The organism is Ochrobactrum sp. C6C9, assembly GCF_022627935.1.
Taxonomy (GTDB): domain Bacteria; phylum Pseudomonadota; class Alphaproteobacteria; order Rhizobiales; family Rhizobiaceae; genus Brucella; species Brucella teleogrylli.
This window is the reverse complement of sequence record NZ_JABXGB010000018.1, coordinates 26232-50014: the sequence shown is the minus strand read 5'-3', so window position 1 is coordinate 50014 and position 23783 is coordinate 26232. Positions and strand designations below refer to the sequence as shown.

Here is a 23783-nt window from a genome sequence, read left to right as displayed (position 1 = left end):
CCGTGCCGCGCTACAGACTTCTGGTCGAATATGACGGCACGCCCTATGCGGGCTGGCAGCGTCAGGAAAACGGCCACACGGTTCAGGGTGCTATCGAGCAGGCGTTCAAGAAATTCTGCGGTGAAGATCTGGCGCTAAGTGCTGCGGGCCGCACCGATGCAGGCGTTCACGCGACGGCGCAGGTTGCGCATGTTGATCTCACGAAGGATTGGGGCGCGGGCAAGGTGCGCGATGCGGTCAATGCGCATCTGGTCATGGCCAATGAGCGCGTAAGCATCCTCAATGTCGAGAAGACGACCGACAGTTTCGATGCGCGTTTTTCGGCGCAGGGACGACATTATCTCTATCGCTTCCACAATCGTCGTGCCCCGCTGGCCGTCGATTATCAGCGCGCCTGGTGGGTGCAAAAACGCCTCGACCACGAGGCGATGCATGAAGCAGCGCAGCTGCTTCTGGGCGAGCATGATTTCACCACCTTTCGCGCTACGCAATGTCAGGCCAAAAGCCCGGTCAAGACGCTTGATCGGCTCGACATCACACGCCATGGCGAGATCATCGAAATGCGCGTTTCGGCGCGCTCTTTCCTGCATAATCAGGTGCGATCCTTCGCAGGCAGCCTGATGGAAGTGGGCGTCGGTCGCTGGACGGCGGATGATTTGCAGGCGGCGCTTGAAGCAAGAGACCGCAAGGCTTGCGGACAGGTCGCGCCACCTTACGGTCTCTATCTGATCGGCGTCGATTACGCTTTTCCGTTTTAGGGGCGTTACGTACAAATAGTATTGATATTCGAAGAGTATTAATTGAAGTAGAAATCAATCTCGGCTGAGAAAATACCGTCATCGACAATTATGCCATTTTTGCCAGAAGGAGTGATAAATCCGTCGGCGCTAAACTGCCAATTAAATGTAAGGTTCGGATCTGGTATCCCACCCGTATCAGCTAAAATGACGCCGATATTCTTTATTTCTACATTTTCGTCTGGTGGCAAATCCGCGTAGTTTCTGGTCGATGGATCAAATTTTACTATCATTTGGTTTACAGCGTGGTCCAATGTTATCGTGCTTTTTATTGCAGTGTGCTTTGTTCCCAAGAAGAATACGTCATATATATACGGACGAGTTGAAGTAAGTACTATTCCAGCCAGCAAGAGTTCACCAGGTTGTACGACTGCGCGATTCCCTTCAGAAATCTGCCCATTTCCTTCATCATCATACAAACACGAAATGAACCAGGAGCCACTATCTGGATCCCAAGTCAAAGTTGGTGCCAGCATGGTCATGCTATCATAAGCTCTAAGTTCGATTCCTAAACGTAATTCAGACTTGTTTTGTGATTGGGTCGGGACAGATGGAACGATCCAGGATGCTTGGTACCATTGAACGCGAGCGAACTGGTCAGAATACTGGCCGATATCTGAAAAAGCGTAGTAACTACCCACAGTTTTGTGATGCATTTTATATACCTTAAAAATATAATTTTGAATTTTATCAACTGCAAAATACTATAAATACTTTAAAAAAGAACTGTTTTATCTAACAGTTTATCTATACTGACTTTTAATAAGCGTGCGGGTCGAAACCGATGCCGAAAATCTGCTGAAGCAGCACGGTAAGGAACAGCGACCCGAAGAAGACGCAGGCGAAGAATGGCGCGACAAACGCGTGCTGGCGTTGTAGCGCCACATGGGTCAGCCGATAGCTCAGCACAATCGAAGCGCCGAACATGATCAGCGCGAACAGCGTCGCCACATCGAAGCGCCCGGGAAAAAACAGCTGTAACAGCGTGATCGGCGCAAAGACCCAAGCCAGCAACGCGCTGCCCCAGTTGGTGGCGATCACATAGGCTGCATAGCGTTTGACGATACCGATCCGCTTGGCCAGCATGCCGATGATGGCCAGTGGTACCACCCACGCCGCCACATCGACGAAGGCGGCCCGCAGCACGATGGCAAAGCGGATGCCCGCTTCCTCGCGTCCGGCGGTGAGGTCGGCGGCATAGGCCACCCAGCTGGCAAAAAGCGGCGGCAGAGCCACCGCTATTGCGAAAAACGAAGACCAGAACCCCTCGGCGGTTATATCGAGATAATCGAGACCGTCGCGGCGACCGAGCATCATTTTCCAGACGCCCCGAAAATATCTGAAAATATCGTCCAGGCTCGGCATGAAGAACCTTATTTACCCAAAGAAGTCAGCGATGAAGCGCTCATAAATCTGTGTCAGTCCTTCGAGGTCGGCAAGGGCCACACGTTCATCGACCATATGCATGGTCTGGCCCACAAGGCCGAACTCCACCACCGGGCAATAATCTTTGATGAAGCGCGCATCGGACGTGCCGCCGGACGTCGACAGTTCCGGTCGCTTGCCAGTCACGGCCTCGACGGAAGCAGTCAGCGTGCTGATCAGCTTTTCATCGCGGGTCAGGAACACATGGCTCGGGCTTTCGCGCCATGTCAGTTCATAGCTGATCGGCGTGTCGCGGCCCGGACGCAGGCGATTGTTGCGCGCTGCCTGTGCGAGGCGCGCGCTGATCTCGGCCTGCAGGCTTTCTGCGGTCCATGTGTCGTTGAAACGGATATTGAACGAAGCCGTTGCCTTGTTCGGAATGACATTGGTGGCCTTGTTGCCAACATCAATGGTGGTGACTTCCAGATTGCTGGCCTGAAAATCCGCCGTGCCCTCATCGAAGGCTGGGTAAAGCAGGCTGTCCACCAGCGTGGTGATGCCGCGCACCGGATTTTCCGCCAGATGCGGATAGGCCGCATGGCCCTGCACGCCCTGAACGGTGATCGTGCCGGAAAGCGAACCGCGACGACCGATCTTGATCATATCGCCAAGCGTGTTGGGATTGGTCGGTTCGCCGACGATGGATGCGTCCCAGCTTTCGCCGCGTTGCTTTGCCCAGTCGAGCAGTTTCACCGTTCCATTGACCGCCGGGCCTTCTTCGTCACCGGTGATCAGGAAGGAGACGCTGCCCTTGAGGTTGCCGTGCTTTTCGATATGGCGTGCCACAGCGGCAACGAAACAGGCAACGCCGCCTTTCATGTCTACAGCGCCGCGCCCATACATGATGCCGTCTTCGATGGCGGCTGAGAAGGGCGGGTGCTTCCAGTCGCTTTCATCGCCGGGCGGCACCACATCCGTATGACCGGCAAACATCAGATGCGGTCCGTTGCCGGATTTGCGCGCATAGAGATTTTCGATGTCGGGCGTGCCCTCTTCGCTGAAGACGGGGCGTTCGACGGAAAAGCCCAATGGCTTCAGCATCGCTTCGAGCGCCGTCAGCGCGCCGCCTTCGGCAGGCGTTACGGATGGGCAGCGGATCAGGGCGGCAAGATTTTCGGCGGGATTGACTGAAAGGCTCATGATGTCGGCTTCTTACTCAAGAATCGTCTGTTGTGTGAGACTAGATCGGGATGCGTCCGGATGGAACCACAAACCTTGGCTCTGACCATGGCAGAAAACTCACTCTTCACGCGCTTTTCCAACCTGGTTGCAATTCGGGAACGAAATTTCCTTGACCGGATGGCCCCTGTCATCGTTAGTTAAAAAAGAGTTGATAACGAGACCCGGGAAACGGGCCGGTCAGCGGGAACTTTTTCAAAATGGGAAACTGTGTATGCGTTTAATCACCACAACTGTAGCAGGCATGATGGCGCTCTTCGGAGCAACGATGGTTCCAGCCAAGGCTGCACAGTGGAGTGAAGCGGGCGGACTAACAAGCATCCCTTACGGACACAAAGACTATTGCGGGCGCAATCCACGCGATTGCCGCAGCCATAGTGTATTGCCGCCGATGCAGCTGACACCGCAGCGCCTGAAACTTTTGCAAAGCGTAAGCAGCTCCGTCAATCACCGTATCAAGCCGGTTTCCGATCAGGATAATTACGGCAAGCGCGACTACTGGACCATGCCGGTCAACGGCAAGGGTGATTGCGAGGATTATGTTCTGATGAAGCGCGCGCAGCTGATGGCGCGCGGCATCAGTGCCTCGCAGCTTCTGATTACCATGGTGCAGGGTAGCGAGGCGCATATCGTGCTGACCGCCCGCACCGATCATGGCGATTATATTCTCGACAATATGCGTGATGAGGTTCTGCCGCTCGAGAAGACGTCCTATCGTTATATCAAGATGCAGTCGCCTTCCAATTCCGGCCAGTGGGTTTCCATCGCCGGACGGTCGGTTGCCGTTGCCAATAATTGAACGTTGCCGGAGAGCTCGCTGAGCCTCTCGCAATTAGAGCCGTCGCTGAAGCCGCATCTTTGATGCGGCTTTTTGTTTGCGGGGTTTGCGGTGGATCGAGGCGTCTTTTTACCGGACCCGTTGAAGATTGGGAGCATTCGCACGAACCGGTCTGATGCGGCAGGATAAGGCCTTGCTCCATTAAAAATTGCTCATTGTTCACGTTTATTATACAATAAGCTCAAACACACTGTTCGAGATTGGTGAACAAATTAAGGGCTGTAACACGGCCGTGATGGAGAAATCGTAATCAATCATTTTGTTTTTAATTATTTTTTTTGTATTAATTGCAACGATTGTGGCAGGCGATGTGCACAAATCTGTGAAGTTTTTAAAATTTTCGTGACTGGAACTTTTCCCCATTGTTACCCATTTGGGATGTATCGGAACGACGAATTCATACGCCGCTCCATTTTGTTAGGAGATAGAAAATGAAGAAGCTTGTTCTTACCACTGCTGCCCTTGCCCTGAGTGCCGGTGCTGCTTTCGCTGAAAACCCACGCGTAGGCGAACCTGAAAATCTCTATGCAAATGACCGTACCCCGGTCGCATCGCAGTCCGTTGATTATACCGCGCCCGCAGCGATCAGCGCTCCGGTTTATCGCGATGGTTCTGCCAATCGTTTTGGCGATGCGAACCAGGGCTAATGGCTCTCCGGAGCTATAGCCTGCCCGGTTCTGATGGAGCGGGATATTTCCAAACACCCGCTTTGCATGTCGTCCCAAAGGTGTCGCCGGTGCAGGTTTTGAAGATCTGCCGGACACCGGAAGGGAAAGCCGCGAAGGCTTAGTCCAACTTGAAAGTCCCTGTTGCCTGAAACAAGGCTTCGAACGGCCAGATGCCGATGATGGGACAACATGATGCGAAGGAATAGGAAAATGAAAAAACTCGCTCTTGCCGCCCTTGCTGTCGCTCTAAGCGCTGGTGCAGCCTATGCCGAAAATCCTTATGTCGGCATGCCGGAGTCCCAGGTTATACAGGAGAAGGCCTTCAAGACCCCGAATACGGGTCCGCTCTTCGGCACGAAGGGTGATGTCGATTACACCGCAACGGCGACCATTCGCCAGTCGACCCCGGTTTATCATGATGGTTCGGCCAACCGCTTCGGTGATGCTTCGCCTTCCAGTTATGAAAATTAATGCCCTGGTAGCTTAGCAATCTCCCCGGAGGATGGCTGCGAGGCCTCCCCGGACCACGGCCCGGACCAGAGGCTTTGCGCCATCCGAAGGGGCGACCCATCTTGAAGCGCAAATGCTCGAATGAAAAAGGCGAAGCGCCAGCTTCGCCTTTTTTATAGGTGATGGCGAATTATAAGAAACTTCTTATTGTTCATATTTATAATACAATGTTCAATGCGCAAGGTTTGGGCTGTCGAGGGTGCTTCACAGAAGTGTGATCGCATAGTTCTTTTATAAATATATAAAATAGTTAGATAATTTTTTGCGTCAGGAATTTCAGCAACAAATTTCTAGCATTTCTCAGTTACCAATATCGCATTTTTGTGACTGGAATTTCTTCTAATTGTGTCTCATTTGGGCGACAGCGGAGTGATTGCGGGAAGCGCTGCGCTCTTTTGAACTGTCCCTGTCAGCCTGCGAAGGGCTGCGGCTGAATGCCGGTAACGGGACAAATTGTAAGGAGTACGAGTATGAAGAAACTAGTCTTTGCTTCCCTCGCTGTCGCTTTTAGCGCGGGGGCTGCTTATGCGGAAAACCCGTATGTGGGAATGCCGCAAGACCATATTGCTCAGGAGAAGGCTTTCAAAGCGCCTTCTGCCGGACCAGTTTTCGGCATCGGTCGCAATGTTGATAACACTGCAACGGCGACCATCCGCCGTGGATCGTCAACTCAAAGAGACGGTTCAGCCAATCGGTTCGGAGATGCTTCTCCGTCCAGCCATCGCAAATAAGCTGGCCGATGATCTTGGAGCGTTGCGGCCAAATTACAAAGGCTGCACGATAATGAAAAAGGCGAAGCACGAGCTTCGCCTTTTTGCTTTGTATTAGTCGCGCATCAGTCGCGCAGCAATTCATTGATCGAGGTCTTCGAGCGGGTCTTTTCATCGACGCGCTTGACGATCACGGCGCAATAGAGGCTGGGGCCCCAGTTTTCACCGGGTACGTTCTTGCCGGGCATGGTGCCGGCGACGACGACCGAATAAGGCGGGACTTCGCCATAGAAGACTTCGCCTGTGGCGCGATCGACGATCTTGGTCGATTTGCCGATGAAGACGCCCATGCCGAGCACCGAGCCTTCACGCACGATGCAGCCTTCCACGACTTCCGAACGTGCGCCGATGAAGCAATTGTCTTCGATGATGGTCGGTCCGGCCTGCATCGGTTCCAGAACGCCGCCAATGCCGACGCCGCCGGAGAGATGCACATTCTTGCCGATCTGCGCACAGGAGCCGACGGTTGCCCAGGTGTCGACCATGGTGCCTTCATCGACATAAGCGCCGAGATTGACGAAAGATGGCATCAGGATGGCGTTCGGCGCTATATAGGCCGAGTGGCGTACGATGCAGTTCGGCACGGCGCGGAAACCGGCCTTTTCGAATTCATTCGCAGTCCAGCCGTCGAACTTGGACGGCACCTTGTCCCACCAGGATGACTGGCCGGGGCCGCCCTTGATGACTTCCATCGGATTGAGACGGAAGGAGAGCAATACTGCTTTCTTCAGCCATTGGTTGACTTGCCAGTTGCCGTCCGCCTGTTTTTCTGCGACACGGGCCTCGCCGCGATCGAGCAGGATAAGCGACTGTTCAACGGCATCGCGGATTTCGCCACGGGTTGCCGTGCTGATACCGTCGCGCTCGTCAAAAGCCTTGTCGATGGTCTTTTCGAGGGAGGCGAGGTCTGGCTTGGTCATGGGGTGCAGTCTCCGTGAATGGGCAGCGGATGGCAAGCCGGTAGGTGATCCGGCCGATTGTCATGAAAGTGATTAAGCGAAGGCGCCAAATGGGTCAATCATGATCACGGCGCAATTGCGCGCTCTTGATCTCATTCTCGAACAATGTCCGACATGTTTGAGACAGATTAAACATTTGGCCTGAGAATGAGTTTGGTAACAGGTTTTAAGGAGCAGGTGAGAAGCATGAACCCGATGGAGAAGTCTGGCTGGACGCCTTTCCCGAATTCCGAGGAAGCGATCAAGCAGGCAAAAACCGTACCGCAAACGCCCCAGACGGAAGCGCCTGCCTATCGCCTTGCTTTCACGGACGACGATTTTTTGACGCGCCGTGACCTGCGCCCGGTGCGCCTGCAACTTGAACTGCTCAAGCCGGAGCTGATCCTTGCCGACCGCGGCATCAAATCGACGGTGGTGATGTTCGGCGGCGCGCGCATCCCAGAGCCGGGCGGCGAGGCATGGGCGGCGAAGAACGAGGTGCAGAAGAAGAATCTCGAAGCCAATTCTCATTATTACGAGGAAGCGCGTAAATTCGCGCGGATTTGCTCAGAATATTCGGCCACGACCTATTATCGCGAATTCATCGTGGTGACGGGCGGCGGACCGGGCGTGATGGAAGCAGGCAATCGCGGTGCCGCCGATGTCGGTGCACCGACCATCGGCCTCAATATCGTGCTGCCGCATGAACAGGCGCCGAACCCCTATGTGACGCCGGAGCTATGCTTCAACTTCCATTATTTCGCGATCCGCAAGATGCATTTCCTGATGCGCGCAAAGGCGATCTGCGTGTTTCCGGGCGGTTTCGGCACAATGGACGAGTTGTTTGAAGCGATGACGCTGATCCAGACCAACCGTATGGAGCGCATGCCGCTGATCCTGTTCGGCAAGGAGTTCTGGACCAAGGCGATCAATATCGAATTTCTGGCCGAGCAGGGTACAATCTCGCCCGCCGATATCGAGCTTCTGAATTTCGTCGAAACGGCGGATGAAGCCTGGGATCAGATCAAGGATTTTTACAAGCTCTGATCGAAGGTTAGACAGAGTTTTAAGGCAAATAGAAGGCCCGATCTGTTTTCAGGTTGGGCCTTTTTGTAATGAAAGAATGCTGCCGTAGATGTGTATATTATTTAAAAGTAATTATAAATAATTATAAATAATAATCATATGTTCTAATATGGAACAATTGATATTGCCGGAGTTAAAAATAAATTTATAATAAAAATACATGGTTTTGTGAGGGGTATCATGTATTCTAATATTATAATTAAAGGATCTATTCCCGTAACATATCCTATTTGTATTTAAGAGGTCGCAATGGAAGCGATCCTTAAGAATGTTTCCGGGTTGCTGCTCGGGATGATGGTCTTTGTTTGCCCGGCGCATGCCGCTGATGTGAAACAATCGGGTCTGCCGCTTGATTTCGGTGCGCTTGCTGGCGATGCCTTCGCCACTGCCGTGTCTGCGAATGGGGCGGTCATAGCGGGCAGGGCGCAGACATCCGGTGGCATTTCGGCGGTATCGTGGGCCGGGGGGATCGCCACGCCGACCGTCCTTTCTGTGACGGGCGGCAGCAATTCCGTCGTCAATGCCGTCTCGGCGGATGGCACATTCATTATCGGGCGGGCGACGATTGGCGCTGCGCAACACGCTGTGTCGTGGGCGGATGGCGCGACAATGGCCACCGACCTTGGAACGCTGGGGGGCGATTTTTCAGATGCTGTTGCCTTGTCCGCTGACGGCAGCATCATTATCGGCAATTCCACAAAGTCGGATGGCAAGAACCGGGCAGTGAAGTGGACGAACGGTGCAACATCTCCAGTCGATCTTGGAACGCTCAACAACAACACATCCTTTGCCAAGGCCGTTTCCGCCGATGGTTTGGTGATTGTCGGTTATGCGGAATATGCGCCCAATGTTTCTCATGCCGTGTCCTGGATGAACGGGGCGCTGACGCCGACCGATTTGGGAACGCTTGGTGGTGCAACGTCGACCGCAAATGTTGTATCCGCGAACGGGCGCGTCATTGCAGGGCAGTCGGAGACGAGCAACGGAGAACTCCACGCCGCGACTTGGACTGACGGTGCCTTGTCGCCGTCTGATCTCGGCACGCTTGGCGGCTACTATTCTGATGTTCTCACCCTGTCAGCTGACGGTTCCGTGCTTGCGGGCGTATCCAACAATGAGTTCGGCGAATTCCGTGCGGTATCCTGGCGGACCGGCGCGACCACGCCGACCGATCTTGGCACGCTCGGCGGGTATTCATCCGACGTTGCGTCTATCTCGGCTGACGGTTCAATCATCGTCGGGTCTTCGACCACAAGGGAGGGCAATTCCCACGCGGTTTACTGGGCGAATGGCGCCACCGTACCAACCGATCTCGGCACACTTGGCGGTGTGTCGTCGACGGCCATGGCCATGTCGGCTGATGGCACGGTCGTGGTGGGCACCTCGACGCTGGCATCCGGAGTGTCGCATGCGGCAGTCTGGAAACTGCTGATTTCGTCTCCGCCAGTGACGACACCGAAGCCCGATCCCGACCCGGGCGAGACAGGGCCGCCGCCTGTTACCGGAACGCCAAGACCGGGGCCCGGTTCGGGCGGAACCGAGCCTGAAACCCCAGGGTCGGAAACCGGGTCCGGTTCTCAGCCGGGATCGCCACCCGATGGGCAAAATCCTCCGCCACCTGTTACCGAAACGCCTGCACCGGCGCCCGGTTCGGGCGGAACAGAACCGCAGGTCCCGGGGACAGAAACCGGGTCGCCGCCGATACAATCGGTCGCCGTTGATGTGACCAACACGGCGAAAACTGTTGCTGCGCTGGCCGGGGATACATTTTCGGTGATGGAATCGCAGCGTGGAAAACTGGGGCGCTTGCAACGCTCTTGCGACGTCGCAAAGGCGGGGGAGAGCTGCTACTCGCTGTCAGCGGATATCGGGCGTTCGGGCGAGACCACCGATGCGCTTGACTGGATTTCCATGGCGCATGCCTTTACCGATAATTTTCTGGCGGGCATCACCGTGGCGCATTCTTTTTGGCGCGATATGCCGGATAGTTTCGACCGGGATAATGACAATATTGGCGGCGGTTTCTATGCCCGCTGGCGTGCGCCGACGACGACGGGCCACTGGTATCTGCAAGGTTCGGTTGCCGCCAGTCGCTACGATGTCGAGCGCACGCGGCAGATGCTGGATTATACCGAGGCTGGCATGGGCGAGAGCACGATCAAAGGCTGGGGTGCGTCGCTGGAAGCCGGGCGCTCGCATGAACTCTCCAGCGGTGCCGTCTTCGGCTATTATGCCGGACTGCGTTACAGCGATCTGAAGATGGACGGTTATACGGAAACCAACGCTTATTTCCCGTTCACCTATTCGGCTGTGAAGTCGCGCCGCACTGCGGTCTATCTCGGGGCAAACTATGCCATGCCGTTAAGCGACAAGGTGCGGTGGCTGATCAATGCAGAGATCGAACAAGACATCGCGCATGATGATCTGAGCGTGACGGCAAGTGCCGATTATATCGGGGCGCTCAGCTTCGATGCGGATGTGGCGCATACGCGTGGCAGCCTGTCGACCACTTTATCCTATGCGTTCAGCGAGGTTTTGAGTGTGGGCGTGACGCCTTATCTCGCGCGCACCGTAAACCGGGATATGGCCTATGGTGCGAGCATCGATGTTACAGGCAGATTCTAACCGGGAGGCAGGGGCTATGCTTCCGCCTGTTCCGGAACGGGAGACCGGGCGTCCTCCTCTCCCTGATAGGGGCGAGGGCGATGAACCAGCGTAACCAGCACCACCGAGATGATCATCAGAAGATACCATGAGCCGAGCTTGCCGAGCGAAACCGGCACCCAGCCATTGTGCTGGTTGGGGTAGAGCCAGGCCTTCGACCATGTGCCGATATTTTCCGCAAACCAGATGAACAGCGAGGTCAGCAGGAAGGCGACGAGCAGAGGCATTTTGTGCCGAAAACGAAACACGCGATAATGCATGCTGGTGCGCCAGAACAAGGCGAATGTCAGCGCAAACAGCGGCCAGCGAATATCCCAGATGAAATGATGGGCGAAGAAATTGACGTAGATCGCGGCTGCCAGCACCAGCGTTGTCCAGAGCGGCGGATAATGGTTCAGTCTGATATCGAAGATACGGTTGATGCGCGCCATATAGGAGCCGACCGCCGCATACATGAAGCCTGAAAACAGCGGTACGCCGCCAATACGGAAGAAGTTTTCTTCAGGATAGACCCATGAACCCGCATGGGTCTTGAACACTTCCATCGCCGTGCCGACAACGTGGAAAATCAGGATGACCTTGGCTTCCTCCCACGCCTCCAGCTTGAAGACGAGCATGGCAAGCTGGATGGCGACAGCGGAAAGGAACAGAAAGTCATAGCGGGTGACGATATTGGCGATACCGCCGATGCCGCTTTCCGGCCAAAGCCAGCGGGTGAGGATGATAAGGCCGAGCATGGCACCGCCGAACAGGCATGCCCATGCCTGTTTCAGCCCGAAGACCAGAAATTCGATCAGCCCATCGGTCAGGCGATTGCGCGGCAGCCGGTCGAGGACGCGGTGGGCCGCCGCATCGATTGATTTTTCGAGGCCGGTAAAATGCCTATCTGCCTGCAATAATTTGTTCCAGAAATTGGGTCAGGTTATCCGTCACATAATCGACCTGATCGGTAAATTCCGGGTCGCTTTCCCATATTTCCGAGAAGGTCGGCTCAAAATTATTCGGCACCACCAGGACGGTTTTCATGCCAAGCGCTTTCGGCACGACGAGATTGCGTGCCAGATCTTCAAACATCACGGCCTTGCTGGCATCGATGCCGAAAGCGCCGAGGAAGCGGTCATAGGTGACGCGTTCGGGTTTTGGCATCAGCCCGGCAGCAACAATGTCGAAGATATCGTCGAAATTATCCAGAATGCCGAGCTGGCGTGCAGCGCGTTCGGCGTGGCCGCGATCGCCATTGGTGAAGATGAAGCGACGGCCCGGCAGCGACTTGATCGCTTCGCCGAGCGCCGGATCGGGCTTCAGCCAGCTATAGTCGATATCGTGAACCTTTTGCAGAAAGTCGTCCGGGTCGATCTGGTGGCATTCCATCAGGCCTTTCAGCGTGGTGCCATAGTCGAGATAGAACTGTTTCTGGATGCGGCGAGCTTCCTCGCGTGGCAATTGCAGCAGGTTTTCGACATAGCTCGTCATCTTCACGTCGATCTGCGAGAATAGATTGGCGGCGTGGGGATAGAGCGTGTTGTCGAGGTCGAACACCCAGTCAGTGACGTGCTCAAAGGCTGGGGTGAAGGCCGAAGGATTGGAACTATTGGTCATGGGTCTTTATGGCACGATGAGCGTGCCGGCACCATGTTCGGTGAAGAGTTCCAGCAGGACGGAATGCGGCGTCTTGCCATTCAGGATGACAACACCTTCCACGCCACGGCGGATTGCTTCGATGCAGGTTTCGACCTTCGGGATCATGCCGCCGGAAATCGTGCCGTCCTTGATGAGCGCCTGCGCATCGGCAACGGAGAGTTCCTTGATCAGCTTCTTGTCCTTGTCCAGCACGCCGGGAACGTCGGTCAGGAACAGAAGACGGGTTGCGGCCAGCGCGCCTGCGATAGCGCCTGCAAAAGTGTCGGCATTGATGTTGTAGGTGTGGCCGTCACGGCCCGGAGCGACCGGTGCGATGACCGGGATCATCTCGGAACGCGCCAGAAGGTCGAGCAGGGTGCGGTCGACTTCCGCCGGCTCGCCAACAAAGCCCAGATCAAGCACCTTTTCGATGTTGGAATCGGGGTCGATAACGGTCTTGTGCGCCTTCTGCGCGAAGACCATGTTACCGTCCTTGCCGCACAGGCCGATGGCCCATTCGCCTTCGGCATTGATCAGAGCGACGATTTCCTTGTTGATGGAACCGGCCAGAACCATTTCCACCACTTCGACGGTCTTTTCGTCGGTGACGCGCAGGCCGCCCTCAAAACGGGATTCGATGCCAAGCTTGGTCAGCATGGCCTGAATCTGCGGGCCGCCGCCATGCACCACAATCGGGTTGATGCCCGATTGCTTCAAAAGCGCAATATCGCGGGCAAAGGCCTTGCCGAGCTCCGGATTGCCCATGGCGTGGCCGCCATATTTCACGACGACATGCTTGTTCTCGTAGCGCTGCATATAGGGCAGGGCGGCGGAGAGGAGTTGTGCTTGCATTTCGGGATTATCAAGGGTCGTCATCGCGGGCTCCATGGCTGGCGACAGGGCAGAAGAGGCAGGCTTTTCTAGACCGGTTTTGATTCAAATGGAATCCGCGAAAACGGTCTCGCTGCTTATTTTTCACGAATAGTTTGCTGGAAACGGCTTCTTATGTATGTGCCTATGTTCTATGCAAAATATGATTTTATAGTTTCACGGTTCCATGAAGAAAGTTGTTTCGATGCGCCGGTTTATTTTGACCGTTGTGGGGTCACTCCTTGCCCTCAATGCCGCCCAGAATATTGCGATGGCGGCATCCTCCACGCAAACCGTGGTCTTTGTTAGACACGGCGAAAAGCCGGAAAACGGGTTGGGCCAGTTGAACTGCCGTGGCCTGAATCGCGCGCTGAAACTGCCCGCGATCATCGCAAAACAGTTCGGCAAACCGGCTGCGATTTTCGCGCCCAATCCGTCGGAGGAGAAGGACGACAAGGGCGGAACCTATGCCTATGTGCGTCCGCTCGCCACGGTCGAACCGACCGCGATATCGCTTGGCCTGCCGGTGGATACGCGCTTCGGTTTCGAAGATATCGACAAGCTGGAAGAAGCGCTGGAAGCGCCTGCCTATCGCAATGCAACTGTTCTGGTTGGCTGGGAGCATAAGCAGATCGTCAAGCTGGTGCGCGACATCGTCAAGGAGAACGGTGGCGACAAGCATAGCGTGCCCAAATGGTCGGGCGACGATTTCGACAGTATTTATGTGCTGCGCATTACCCGCGACGGGGCAAAGACCGACGTGCAGTTCGAGCGCCGCAATCAGGGACTGAACGACCTGCCGGAAACCTGTCCTCTCTGAGGACAGGTCAGGCTGAAATCATGACTCTTTGATCACCAGAGCCACAGCTGCACGCAAATCGTCGAGGCCGAGGCCCTTTTCCGACGAGGTGGCGATAATGCCCGGAAAGCAGGCTGCACGACGGAAGGTGAGCTTGTGCGTATCCGCCATCAGGCGCGGCACGCCTGCCGGTTTGATCTTGTCGATCTTGGTCAGCACAATCTGATAGGACACGGCGGCCTTGTCGAGAAGGTCAAGCACTTCGGCGTCGTTCTTCTTAATGCCGTGGCGCGCATCGATCAGCACATAGACGCGCTTCAGTGTGGTACGTCCGCGCAGATAGTCGAAAACGAGTCGCGTCCAGGCATCGACATGGGCTTTTGGCGCTTCGGCAAAACCGTAGCCCGGCATATCCACGAGGGCGAGCGGCGGCAGGTCGCCGTTTTCGCCGGAATAACCGTCCGGCACGAAATAGTTCAGTTCCTGCGTGCGGCCCGGCGTATTGGACGTGCGCGCAAGGCCCTTCTTGTTGACCAGAGCATTGATCAGCGATGACTTGCCGACATTGGAGCGTCCCGCAAAGGCGATCTCCACCGGACCTTCCGGCGGCAGGAATTGCATCGACGGCACGCCACGGATGAAGATCCATGACTTCTTGAACAGCGCACGGCCTTGCTCGACCAGTGCCGCCTGCGCCGCGCGGGTCGCATCTGCCGCTGCCTGAGCCGCATTGATTGCCGCCTGCTTCTTATCCTGCTCGCTCAATGTTCTTATCCTGGTCGCTTTATTCTGTCAGTGACACGCATCAATGGTATGGGCCGCATTGTCAACATGACGGCATAAAAAACCCCGCCTAAGCGGGGTTTTTCAGATTTTACTTTTTGGCCTCTTTCGGCTTTCGCTTGAAGAGGTCCCTCAGATTGTCCCAAAGCTCGATCTTGACGCCCTGACGCTTCATGATGATGCCCTGCTGGGTGATCGAGAGCAGGTTGTTCCATGCCCAGTAGATCACGAGACCAGCCGGGAACGAAGCCAGCATGAAGGTGAAGATAATCGGCATCCAGGTGAAGATCGCAGCCTGCGTCGGGTCTGGCGGCGTCGGGTTCATGCGCATCTGCAGGAACATTGTGATGCCCATCAGCAGCGGCCAGACGCCGATCATCAGGAAGTGCGGTACTGCGAAAGGCAGAAGGCCGAACAGGTTGAAGAGCGATGTCGGATCGGGCGCTGCAAGATCCTGAATCCAGCCAAAGAACGGCGCATGGCGCATTTCGATGGTGACGTAGAGAACCTTATACAAGGCGAAGAACACCGGAATCTGCACCAGCACCGGCCAGCAGCCTGCAAGCGGATTGATCTTCTCTTCCTTGTAGAGCCGCATCATTTCCTGCTGCTGCTTCATCTTGTCGTCCGCGTATTTCTCGCGGATTTCCGTCATCTTCGGCTGAACCAGCTTCATGCGCGCCATCGACTTGTACGACTTGTTGGCGAGCGGGAAGAACAGGCCCTTGAGCAGAACGGTGACAACCAGAATGGCGACGCCGAAATTGCCCGAGAACTTGTAGATCCAGTCGATGAGGTAGAACATCGGCTTGGTGATGAAGTAGAACCAGCCCCAGTCGATCAGCAGTTCGAACTGCTTGATGCTGAGCTGCTTTTCGTAAGCCTGAATCTGCGTGACGACCTTTGCACCGGCGAAGACCTGGTTCTTCAGCGAATGCGACTGGCCGGCCTCAATGGTCATCGGCGCGCCGAGGAAATCGGTCTGGTAGCGCGGGCGATCATTGGTGAAGTGCGAGAAGCGGCCGGTGAACTTTTCGTCCTGCGGCGGTACGAGCGTTGCAGCCCAATACTTGTCGGTGATGCCGAGCCAGCCGCCCATGACGTCCTTGAACGAGATGTCCTTGTCGTCTTCGACCTTGGAATATTTGATTTCCTGTAGGCCGTCCTGACCCATAACGCCGATCAGGCCTTCATGCAGAACATAGGTAGCGCTGGCATGTTCCGGCTGGTTGAAGCGGGTTACGCGGCCATAAGAGGCCAGCGAAATCGGTGCGCCGGTATTGTTTGTGATCGTGTCGTCAACGGAGAACATATAGGCGTCGTCAACCGAGATGACGCGCTTGAAGGTGATGTTCTTCTCGTTGGTATAGCTCAGCGTGACCGGCGTGGATGGAGTCAGCTTGTTGTTGCCTTCCACGGACCAGACCGTGTTCGGACCCGGAACCGGGCCGGTCGTGTCATTGCCGGTGAAGCCGAGCTCAACGAAATAGCCCTGCTTCAGCGCCGATGGCGCGAGCAGTTCGATATTCGGAGAATTGTTGTCGACGGTTTCGTGATAATTTTTGAGGAAGAGATCGTCGAGACGCGCGCCGGTCAGGTTGATCGAACCGCGCAGCGAAGGCGTGTCGATCTGAACGCGCTCAGTCTGAGCGATTGCGGCTTCGCGGGTCAGCGTGCCGCCTGCGGCTGCCACATCACCATGGCCGGGAATTGTGCCCGAAGCGGCTGGCGCCTGTGGCGTATCGCCCGCACCGTTGCCTGCCTGGCCACCCTGGGCTGCCTGCTGGGCCTGCCGCTGCTGCTCCTCAATGCGTGCCTGCTCCCGCTGGGCTTCCGTTTTCGGACCCAGATAAAACACTTGCCACAGCGTCAGTATGAGGATGGACAGGGCAATGGTGATGAAGAAATTGCGTTTATTTTCCATTGACGGGTCCTGATTCCGGTCTTTCCGTTCGGCGTTTCCCTTCGCCTTTCCGCTCGCCCTTCGCCTTGATGCGGCGGGTGAGTTCATCGGTCAGTCGCGAAAAGGGCGCAGTGAGAGCTTGCTCGCGCGCTACGATCACATAGTCGGTCGAAGGCGCCATGTCACGCCCTGCGTGACAACGTACCGCTTCTCTCAGCCTGCGGCGGATGCGATTTCGTATCACGGCGTTGCCGTTCTTCTTGGTGACGGTGAAGCCGGCGCGGGGCTTGTCGCCAATTTTGGCGGCTGCCGATTCCTCTTCCGTCCGCACGCGGACTTCGAGAAGAAACAGCGGGCCACGCCGCTTTTCACCGTTCCTTAAAGCCAAAAACTCCGCTCTCTTACGAAGGCGGAGTATTTGTTTCGGCTTTTTCATGTCTTTGTTCACCGCGCTTGGCCCTGCTGTTATTCAGGCTCTGGCGGCCTGCAAATGGCTGCTTTCTGCGCTTCCGGTGCTCATGTACCTTAAAGTACACTCCGCTCCGGTTCTCGCAAGCCGCCATTTTCGTCTCGCCATAGCCAGAATCTCAACAGGCCCGGATTGCGCGGGCAAAGATTAAGCGGAAAGCCGCTTACGGCCGCGCGAACGGCGAGCGGCGAGAACCTTGCGGCCGCCGGTGGTAGCCATGCGTGCACGGAAACCGTGACGACGCTTGCGGACGATCTTGGATGGCTGATAAGTGCGCTTCATTTTTTTAATACCGCGGTGTGCGGCCCTTCTTAATTCTGTTTTTCAGTGGAACATGATCTGGTCCGAGACCGGTTACCCTTATTCGGGATCATGCTCTATTGAACAGGAGCTGGTTCTTTTCCCTGCGGCGGACAGCATAAACCATCCGTAGACCCGCGCGGGCGAACGTGACGCGGCTTATAGGGGGAGGGGCCTCAAGAGTCAATCCGCAGATGCGATCAAAGCTGTGCTTCGATAGAAGCTTTGTCGATGATCGACCAGACCCCTTTAATCAGTCCCTTCTCGAAGGTGTAAAAGACGTTTTCGGCGAAGCTGATCCTGCGGCCATTGACCGGCAAGCCGAGAAAGACGCCAACGGGCGTGCAATCGAAAGCCAGACGGGCTGCGACTGTCGGTGGTTCGCAGACCAGCAGGTCTATACTGAATTGGAGATCGGGGATCGCCTTGAAATCCTGCTCCAGCATGGCGCGATAGCCCGCCAGTCCGAAAGCTCTGCCATTATGCGAGACCGCCTGATGGACAAAGTGGCCGAGATTTTCCCAGTCCTGTCCGTTCAGGCAGGCGATGTAATCGCGGTAGATGTCGGCAAGCGGCTTCTCCATGGTCGGTCCTCCTGTTTTCGAATTTAAGCGATCACGCATGGCAACGCCATTGCCAAACGGCACTTGGGCTTCCATAAGAGAGCGCACATTTTTTCCAATGCGGAACACTTTCCGCAGCAGCATTCAGAGGAGTTCACCATGAGCATCCGTCGCATCGGAGTTGGTCCACGCATGAGCCAGGCCGTGGTCCACGGCAACACCGTTTATCTCGCCGGTCAGGTGGGTGAGCCCGGCGCCAGCGTGACCGATCAGACCAAGGCCGTTCTGGCCGAAGTGGACCGCCTGCTCAAGGAAGCCGGTTCGGACAAGTCGAAGATTCTTCAGGCGATCATCTGGCTCGCCGACATGAAGGATTTCGCCGAAATGAACGCTGTCTGGGATGCCTGGGTCGATCCGGCCAACACGCCAGCTCGTGCAACCGGTGAAGCAGCCCTTGCAACGCCGGACTACAAGGTCGAAATCATCATCACCGCTGCGATCTGATCCCAGCGCGAATGCTTGAGAAAGCCCCGCTGCGAAGCGGGGTTTTTTATTCGCGGATGCGTTGCGAAAAACCGTCGCGTCCGCCTGCCTGCGCTTTTGCGTCGATGGATGCGCGCTGGCGTACGTCTTCCAGTGAGCCGCCATTCTCGATCCAGCCATTGTCGAAAAGATAGCCGGGCAGATAGCCTGACAGCAGAATGCGATAGTCGAACGGGAATGTTGGATCGAGCAGCCGCGCCATGTCGAAGATCATGGTCGTGCAGTTGGTGGTCAGCGTGTTGTAGAATTCCGCCTTTGCGGCCAGCTGGTTGCCGCGCTCGACATAGGACAGGAACAATTGTCTGGCCGGGCCGGGCGGCAGTTTTACCTGATAGCGGTAGACGTCTTCCTTGCGGATATTGGTGCGCAGATAGATGATGTCCCGTTCCTCGGCGGCGATCATCGCCAGCTCGAATTCTCGGAAAAAGCCGCCAATAGACGAGAAGACCTCATGATGCTCGCGGCGGATTTCGCCGGAGAAGACCACATGACGCCCATCCGCAAAGCCGAATGAAAGCAGCGTGTGAGCGATGGCCGGGCTCGACCAGTAGGACAGGTAGATATCAACCGAAGTGATCTTGCTGAGATCGTAGGTTTCGTCTTTCCAATTTTCGGTAAAGTCTTCCGTCGTGCGCCATTCGAAATCGCGAACATTGGTGAGCGTGACGATATCGCCATCCACCTTGCCGGTAACGATGCGCGCGACGTCCGGCGCCCACATGCGGTCGAGGGAAGGGCGGATGGTCGTCCACCAGCCGAGGATGATGAGCGCGAGGAGGCAGAAGAACAGCCGTTTGCGCCAGCAGGAGAAGCGCCTTTCCCCGGCTATGGTCCAGAGGGTGAAGAGCAACCACAGCGCGATGATCGCCTGGCGAACAACGCTGCCGAAGGGCAACTGATACCACATCGCCAAACTCGCCCAGATCGCAAAGATAAGAGCGAAAAGGATGAAGATAAACTTGCCTGCGATGCGAACGGGCGCCGATTTCAAAATAGACGTCATGGGCCTCAGTGCTCGCCAGTTGTGGTAATCAATGTGGAATTGGCGGCGATACTGACATGATTTGCGGCGCAATGTCATTGCTTATCCAAAAAATGGATAAATTTAGTTCAGTACATTGGAATCTGTAAAAAGAAGCTCTTCTATTAGCCGTTACTTCTTTAAGGCGACAGCCTCTCCACGCGGGCGCGGCGCGGATGTCTTTCGATTGCGCCTGTAGGGACGCACCAGCCGCCACAGCAGCAGCGCTGCGACGATAGCGGCATAGATGATCGGCTCTGCGGGCCAGCTTTTCACGGATAGGATGAAATGGATCGCACCGCCTGCAATGGCGACATAGACGAGCTTGTGCAGGCTGGTCCAGCGGCGTCCGAGCCGACGGATCGACCAGTTGTTGGATGTCAGCGCCAAAGGCACCAGCAGCACGAGACTGATCATGCCGATGGTGATGAAAGGGCGGCGGAGAATATCGGCGACGATAACCGGAAAATTCAGCGCCTGATCGAGCACCATATAGGTCGCGAAATGCATAAGCGCATAATAGAAGGCGAGAAGACCGAGCGCCCGGCGATAGCGCAGCAGGCTGATGCCGGTCAGGTCGCGGATCGGGGTGACGAGCAATGTCAGGATCAGCAAGCGCAGCGCCCAGAGACCGAGCGTATGTTCGAACGTCTTGACCGGATCGGCGCCAAGGCCGCCGGTCGCGCCGAGATAGAAGGTCCAGACAGCCGGAACAAACCCCGCCGCATACAGCAACCAGACCTTCCAGCCATCAGTCTGGCGACGCGTCGGCTTTTTCGCGCCCCCTTCGGTTGCACCCATTCTCTCGGCTGCCATGTCAGTAATTCGCCTTCAGGTCCATGCCGGTATAAAGCGACGCGACTTCGTCCGCATAGCCGTTGAAGGGCAGGGTCGGGCGGCGGCTGGAAGCGAAGAAACTGTCCTCACCGATGCGCCGTTCTGTCGCCTGGCTCCAGCGGGGATGATCGACCGCCGGGTTCACATTGGCATAGAAACCATATTCATTGGCGGCCTGCTGCTGCCACGAGGTGGGCGGCTGCTTCTCGACAAAGGAGATACGGGTAATGGCCTTGATGCCTTTGAAACCATATTTCCACGGCACTACGAGCCGGATCGGCGCGCCATTGGCGTTGGGAAGCGTCTCGCCGTATAGGCCGACCGCCAGGATGGTCAGCGGATGCCGGGCTTCGTCCAGTCGCAACCCTTCGACATAGGGCCAGTCCAGCACCTGAAACAGCCCCTTCTGGCCGGGCATTTCCTCCGGGCGCACGACACCGGTGAAGGCGATATATTTGGCAGAGCCGAGCGGCTCCACCTGTGACAGCAGGCTTGCCAGCGGAAAGCCGATCCACGGGATTACCATCGACCACGCCTCGACACAGCGCATACGATAGATGCGCTCTTCCAGCGGCATCTTGTCGATCAACTCGCGCATGTCGAATTCTTTCGGCTGCTTCACCAGCCCATCGATGGTCAGCTTCCAGGGCAGCGGCTTGTAATCGCTGGAATTGGCGGCGGGGTCACTCTTGTCGGTGCCGAATTCATAGAAATTATTGTAGCTGGTGACATCGGCCTTCGGGGTCAGCTTTTCATCGACCTTATAGGCGGATGCGACAGCCTTGAGCGGATCTGCAAATGCCGACGACGCAAAGCCTGCGGTAGCAAGCGCGCCGAGGCCCGCCATAAACTGCCGGCGATGCAGATAGAGGTTCTTCGGTGTCACGGCATCATAAGTGAGACGGGCATGCGAAAGGCGGCTGAATTTAAAGCTGCTCATGGGCGTTGATCTCTTTCTCCCGCATAATAGCTGATTTTCTCGCCAAACACGTCAAAAGCAAGGAGTTTTCATCGCTTCGGTGTGGCTCACGCTTTAGTGATGGCGAATAAGCCTCACAATGAAGATGTAACAGAATTGTAACAGGTCGTAATTTTTCGTGCATTTCGCCACATTCCTGCTAAATCTCTGCTGTTAAGAGAGTTCCATTCGCCGCGAAGGCCGTGCTCAATCGCCTTGTTGAGGGGCCACTTTCAAACCTTCGTTAACGTCTCGTTGGCTATGTAGAGATCATGGTAAAGAAGATGTTTATTGCCGCTTTGGCGGCTGCGCTTATGGTATCGACCGGCTCGGCTTTTGCTGAGGGGCAGCCTGTGGCTGTTTCCACGAAAGGTCAGGGCAAGGCACTGAGCGGTATTGCCGCTTCAATGAAAGAAGAAGAAGGCGCCCCGAAGCTCGGTGAAGGCGTCACCATGCGCGAGAAGAAGATGGATACGGAAATTACGCCGGAACAGAATTTCTCCCGCAGCAGGCAGTTCATCCACCGCTTCTATACGCCGGAAAAAGCATCCAACGAACTGGTTATCCTGCTGCACGGTTCGGGCGGCAATGAAACCAGCCTTGTTCCTCTGGCGTCGAAAATCTGGCCGCGCGCCACGCTGCTCGGCATTCGCGGTCGTGTCATGCAGGACGGCGGCACGCGCTGGTACAAGCGCATCACGCCGGTCAAGTTCGACCAGAAGGATATCAAGCTCGAAGCCAATGCTTTCGTGACGTTCCTGACGCGGCTTGCCGACGACAAGGACCTCGATCTTACGCACGCGACTTTCGTGGGCTATTCGAACGGCGCCAATCTCCTGGCGGCAACCATGATGCTGCATCCTGATCTGGTGAAACGTGCCGTGCTGATGCGCTCGATGCCGGTGCTGGACAATGCGCCGGTTGCCAATCTGAGCAAGACGCGCGTGCTGACGATCACCGGCGAGGAAGACAAGCTCTACTCACCCTTTGCGCCCGCGCTTTCCGCGCTTCTGCGCTCCAGCGGCGCGCGCGTCGATGCGCGCACGATTGATGCCGATCACATGCTCGGCGACAAGGATGCCGCCGCAATCAGCCAGTGGGTCGCGTCGCTCGGACCAGACGGTGCGCCTGCGGTGTCGATGAGGAGACCGTGAGTTAGGGGAGTAGGCGAATAAGGGAATAGGGGAGTATGTTGGGCGAGAAGCGCCTGACACTCTTTTAAAATCTATTCCCCTACTGCCTTACTCCCTTATTCCCCTAATCCCTTAAAGAGACGACGCCACAATCCCCCACTTCCGAACCGAAAGCGAGGCGGTGGCCCTGATCGTCCCAGCCCATGCTGGAGATGGCGCCCTTGCCGGGGCGGCGCAGCAGAACTTCCTTTTGATCGGCAAAACGAACCAGCATGATCATGCCGTCATTATAACCAATGGCGACGATATCCTCGACCGGATGGCAGGCAACCGCCGTTACCATGCTGTCGCCGCGCAGGCCAAGCTCAAGCGGGGCCTTACCCATCGGGCCGTCCTTGCCCGCAAAAGGCCAGACGATGGCCGCAGGCGCGCCGGATGTTGCAAGCCACTTGGCCTTCACGCTCCACGACCAGTCCTTCACCTTTGCCGGATAGCCGGTCATGCGCATGTGCTTGGCGTCTTCCAGACGCCAGCCATGCAAGGCATTTTCCTGCATCGAGGTGATGAGAAAGCGGCCATCGGGCGAGAAAATGACGCCGATATGCGCGCCTTTCCATTCCAGTTCGACGGGCTTGGCGGCGGTGCCGGTCCAGATTAGAGTCGCCCCGTTGTAGCGGGCAATCGCAAGCCGCTGGCCCTTCGGCGCAAAGGCAATGCCTTCGACGCTGCGTTCCTGCGTGTATTCCTGCACTTTGCCGTCAGAGTTGCGCACCCATGCCGAACGGCCCGATGCAAAGCCGACCGTACCGCCGGGACCGGCTGCAACAGCCGTCATCCATTTGCGCGGGACCTTGGCGAGTTCGGTCACCGTGCCGCTGGCATCGGTGCGGCAGACGCGACCGTCTTCGCCGCCGGTGATGAGCGACTTGCCGTCAACGGCAACCACAGCGCTCAACAGTCCGTCATGGGCCGTCGAACTCTGGTTGCCGTTATCCAGCCGATGGATCGTCCCATCGGCCATGGCAAAGAAAGGAACGTCGCCGATGAAGCGCGCATGAAGACAATGACCTTCGAGGTCAAACGGGGCAACTGTAGGCATCAGTGTCCAG

At 56.3% G+C, this 23783-nt stretch carries 26 protein-coding genes; 10 read left to right on the top strand and 16 right to left on the bottom strand.

The annotated features are described in order from the left end of the window. The first annotated feature begins 2 nt into the window (after positions 1–2). Positions 3–758: a tRNA pseudouridine(38-40) synthase TruA gene (gene truA, locus HWD97_RS15350; RefSeq protein ID WP_371835187.1), complete on the top strand. Its 756-nt coding sequence runs from the start codon at positions 3–5 to the stop codon at positions 756–758. A gap of 38 nt (positions 759–796) precedes the next feature. Here the strand turns inward: truA and HWD97_RS15345 are convergent, their stop codons facing one another. The 3 genes from HWD97_RS15345 to dapE form a co-directional block, all read right to left on the bottom strand. Further along, complete coding sequence (locus HWD97_RS15345; protein ID WP_371835186.1) at positions 797–1453, bottom strand: hypothetical protein; 657 nt, start codon at positions 1451–1453, stop codon at positions 797–799. A gap of 103 nt (positions 1454–1556) precedes the next feature. Next, positions 1557–2162, bottom strand: coding sequence for a hypothetical protein (locus HWD97_RS15340; RefSeq protein ID WP_140026451.1), 606 nt, complete (start codon positions 2160–2162; stop codon positions 1557–1559). Between the two features lie 12 nt (positions 2163–2174). Further along, positions 2175–3362 carry a succinyl-diaminopimelate desuccinylase gene (gene dapE, locus HWD97_RS15335; protein WP_371835185.1) on the bottom strand — a complete coding sequence of 396 codons (1188 nt, stop codon included), beginning with the start codon at positions 3360–3362 and terminating at the stop codon, positions 2175–2177. 286 nt (positions 3363–3648) lie between these two features. On the opposite strand from dapE, the gene HWD97_RS15330 reads away from it, so the two are divergent. The 4 genes from HWD97_RS15330 to HWD97_RS15315 all read left to right on the top strand — a co-directional run bounded on the left by HWD97_RS15330 (position 3649) and on the right by HWD97_RS15315 (position 6148). Continuing rightward, a complete protein-coding gene (locus HWD97_RS15330; RefSeq protein WP_109370293.1) occupies positions 3649–4200 on the top strand; it encodes a transglutaminase-like cysteine peptidase in 552 nt (183 codons plus the stop codon). Between the two features lie 470 nt (positions 4201–4670). Beyond that, a complete protein-coding gene (locus HWD97_RS15325) occupies positions 4671–4886 on the top strand; it encodes a hypothetical protein (RefSeq protein ID WP_371835184.1) in 216 nt (71 codons plus the stop codon). A 231-nt stretch (positions 4887–5117) separates the two neighbouring features. Next, a complete protein-coding gene (locus HWD97_RS15320) occupies positions 5118–5378 on the top strand; it encodes a hypothetical protein (protein ID WP_109369643.1) in 261 nt (86 codons plus the stop codon). A gap of 509 nt (positions 5379–5887) precedes the next feature. Continuing rightward, positions 5888–6148: a hypothetical protein gene (locus tag HWD97_RS15315; RefSeq protein ID WP_371835183.1), complete on the top strand. Its 261-nt coding sequence runs from the start codon at positions 5888–5890 to the stop codon at positions 6146–6148. A 104-nt stretch (positions 6149–6252) separates the two neighbouring features. Here HWD97_RS15315 and dapD read toward each other — a convergent pair whose 3' ends face one another. Continuing rightward, the gene (gene dapD / locus HWD97_RS15310) at positions 6253–7107 is read right to left on the bottom strand and encodes a 2,3,4,5-tetrahydropyridine-2,6-dicarboxylate N-succinyltransferase (RefSeq protein ID WP_171319596.1); all 855 of its coding nucleotides are present in this window, start codon (positions 7105–7107) and stop codon (positions 6253–6255) included. Between the two features lie 225 nt (positions 7108–7332). Between dapD and HWD97_RS15305 the strand changes: the two genes are divergently transcribed. Together HWD97_RS15305 and HWD97_RS15300 are read left to right on the top strand one after the other, a co-directional pair. Further along, on the top strand, positions 7333–8172 hold the full coding sequence (locus HWD97_RS15305) for an LOG family protein (RefSeq protein ID WP_371835182.1): 840 nt from the start codon (positions 7333–7335) through the stop codon (positions 8170–8172). A gap of 288 nt (positions 8173–8460) precedes the next feature. Continuing rightward, a complete protein-coding gene (locus tag HWD97_RS15300; protein ID WP_371835181.1) occupies positions 8461–10836 on the top strand; it encodes an autotransporter domain-containing protein in 2376 nt (791 codons plus the stop codon). A 14-nt stretch (positions 10837–10850) separates the two neighbouring features. On the opposite strand, the gene HWD97_RS15295 is transcribed toward HWD97_RS15300, so the two are convergent. From HWD97_RS15295 to argB, 3 genes are read right to left on the bottom strand one after another with little or no spacing between them, the layout of a single operon-like run. Next, positions 10851–11771, bottom strand: coding sequence for a DUF817 domain-containing protein (locus tag HWD97_RS15295; RefSeq protein ID WP_371835180.1), 921 nt, complete (start codon positions 11769–11771; stop codon positions 10851–10853). Beyond that, positions 11758–12474 carry a pyrimidine 5'-nucleotidase gene (locus HWD97_RS15290; protein WP_140026316.1) on the bottom strand — a complete coding sequence of 239 codons (717 nt, stop codon included), beginning with the start codon at positions 12472–12474 and terminating at the stop codon, positions 11758–11760. The genes HWD97_RS15295 and HWD97_RS15290 overlap by 14 nt, the downstream gene beginning before the upstream one ends. A 6-nt stretch (positions 12475–12480) precedes the next feature. After that, positions 12481–13371, bottom strand: a complete 891-nt coding sequence (gene argB, locus HWD97_RS15285) for an acetylglutamate kinase (RefSeq protein WP_109369636.1) — start codon at positions 13369–13371, stop codon at positions 12481–12483. A gap of 181 nt (positions 13372–13552) precedes the next feature. Here argB and HWD97_RS15280 point away from each other — a divergent pair, with 181 nt between their 5' ends. Beyond that, the gene (locus HWD97_RS15280) at positions 13553–14185 is read left to right on the top strand and encodes a hypothetical protein (protein WP_371835179.1); all 633 of its coding nucleotides are present in this window, start codon (positions 13553–13555) and stop codon (positions 14183–14185) included. 18 nt (positions 14186–14203) lie between these two features. Here HWD97_RS15280 and yihA read toward each other — a convergent pair whose 3' ends face one another. From yihA to HWD97_RS15255, 5 genes are all read right to left on the bottom strand, one after another. Continuing rightward, a complete protein-coding gene (yihA, locus tag HWD97_RS15275) occupies positions 14204–14848 on the bottom strand; it encodes a ribosome biogenesis GTP-binding protein YihA/YsxC (protein ID WP_235858999.1) in 645 nt (214 codons plus the stop codon). Positions 14849–15038: 190 nt separating this feature from the next. Next, a complete protein-coding gene (gene yidC, locus HWD97_RS15270; RefSeq protein WP_121538858.1) occupies positions 15039–16871 on the bottom strand; it encodes a membrane protein insertase YidC in 1833 nt (610 codons plus the stop codon). After that, positions 16861–17286, bottom strand: coding sequence for a ribonuclease P protein component (gene rnpA, locus HWD97_RS15265; protein ID WP_121538857.1), 426 nt, complete (start codon positions 17284–17286; stop codon positions 16861–16863). The genes yidC and rnpA overlap by 11 nt, the downstream gene beginning before the upstream one ends. Before the next feature lie 180 nt (positions 17287–17466). Beyond that, a complete protein-coding gene (gene rpmH / locus HWD97_RS15260; protein ID WP_006467565.1) occupies positions 17467–17601 on the bottom strand; it encodes a 50S ribosomal protein L34 in 135 nt (44 codons plus the stop codon). Between the two features lie 218 nt (positions 17602–17819). Beyond that, positions 17820–18203, bottom strand: a complete 384-nt coding sequence (locus HWD97_RS15255) for an ester cyclase (protein ID WP_171319590.1) — start codon at positions 18201–18203, stop codon at positions 17820–17822. Between the two features lie 138 nt (positions 18204–18341). On the opposite strand from HWD97_RS15255, the gene HWD97_RS15250 reads away from it, so the two are divergent. Then, positions 18342–18686: a RidA family protein gene (locus HWD97_RS15250; RefSeq protein WP_140026322.1), complete on the top strand. Its 345-nt coding sequence runs from the start codon at positions 18342–18344 to the stop codon at positions 18684–18686. A gap of 46 nt (positions 18687–18732) precedes the next feature. Here the strand turns inward: HWD97_RS15250 and HWD97_RS15245 are convergent, their stop codons facing one another. The 3 genes from HWD97_RS15245 to msrP all read right to left on the bottom strand — a co-directional run bounded on the left by HWD97_RS15245 (position 18733) and on the right by msrP (position 21523). Further along, positions 18733–19728: a DUF4105 domain-containing protein gene (locus HWD97_RS15245; protein ID WP_171319589.1), complete on the bottom strand. Its 996-nt coding sequence runs from the start codon at positions 19726–19728 to the stop codon at positions 18733–18735. 150 nt (positions 19729–19878) lie between these two features. Continuing rightward, positions 19879–20547: a protein-methionine-sulfoxide reductase heme-binding subunit MsrQ gene (msrQ, locus tag HWD97_RS15240; RefSeq protein ID WP_371835224.1), complete on the bottom strand. Its 669-nt coding sequence runs from the start codon at positions 20545–20547 to the stop codon at positions 19879–19881. A 16-nt stretch (positions 20548–20563) separates the two neighbouring features. Next, complete coding sequence (msrP, locus tag HWD97_RS15235; protein ID WP_121538853.1) at positions 20564–21523, bottom strand: protein-methionine-sulfoxide reductase catalytic subunit MsrP; 960 nt, start codon at positions 21521–21523, stop codon at positions 20564–20566. A gap of 290 nt (positions 21524–21813) precedes the next feature. Here msrP and HWD97_RS15230 point away from each other — a divergent pair, with 290 nt between their 5' ends. Beyond that, positions 21814–22695: an alpha/beta hydrolase gene (locus HWD97_RS15230; RefSeq protein WP_109369629.1), complete on the top strand. Its 882-nt coding sequence runs from the start codon at positions 21814–21816 to the stop codon at positions 22693–22695. A 103-nt stretch (positions 22696–22798) separates the two neighbouring features. On the opposite strand, the gene HWD97_RS15225 is transcribed toward HWD97_RS15230, so the two are convergent. Then, positions 22799–23773: a WD40 repeat domain-containing protein gene (locus tag HWD97_RS15225; RefSeq protein WP_171319587.1), complete on the bottom strand. Its 975-nt coding sequence runs from the start codon at positions 23771–23773 to the stop codon at positions 22799–22801. Positions 23774–23783: the final 10 nt, after the last annotated feature.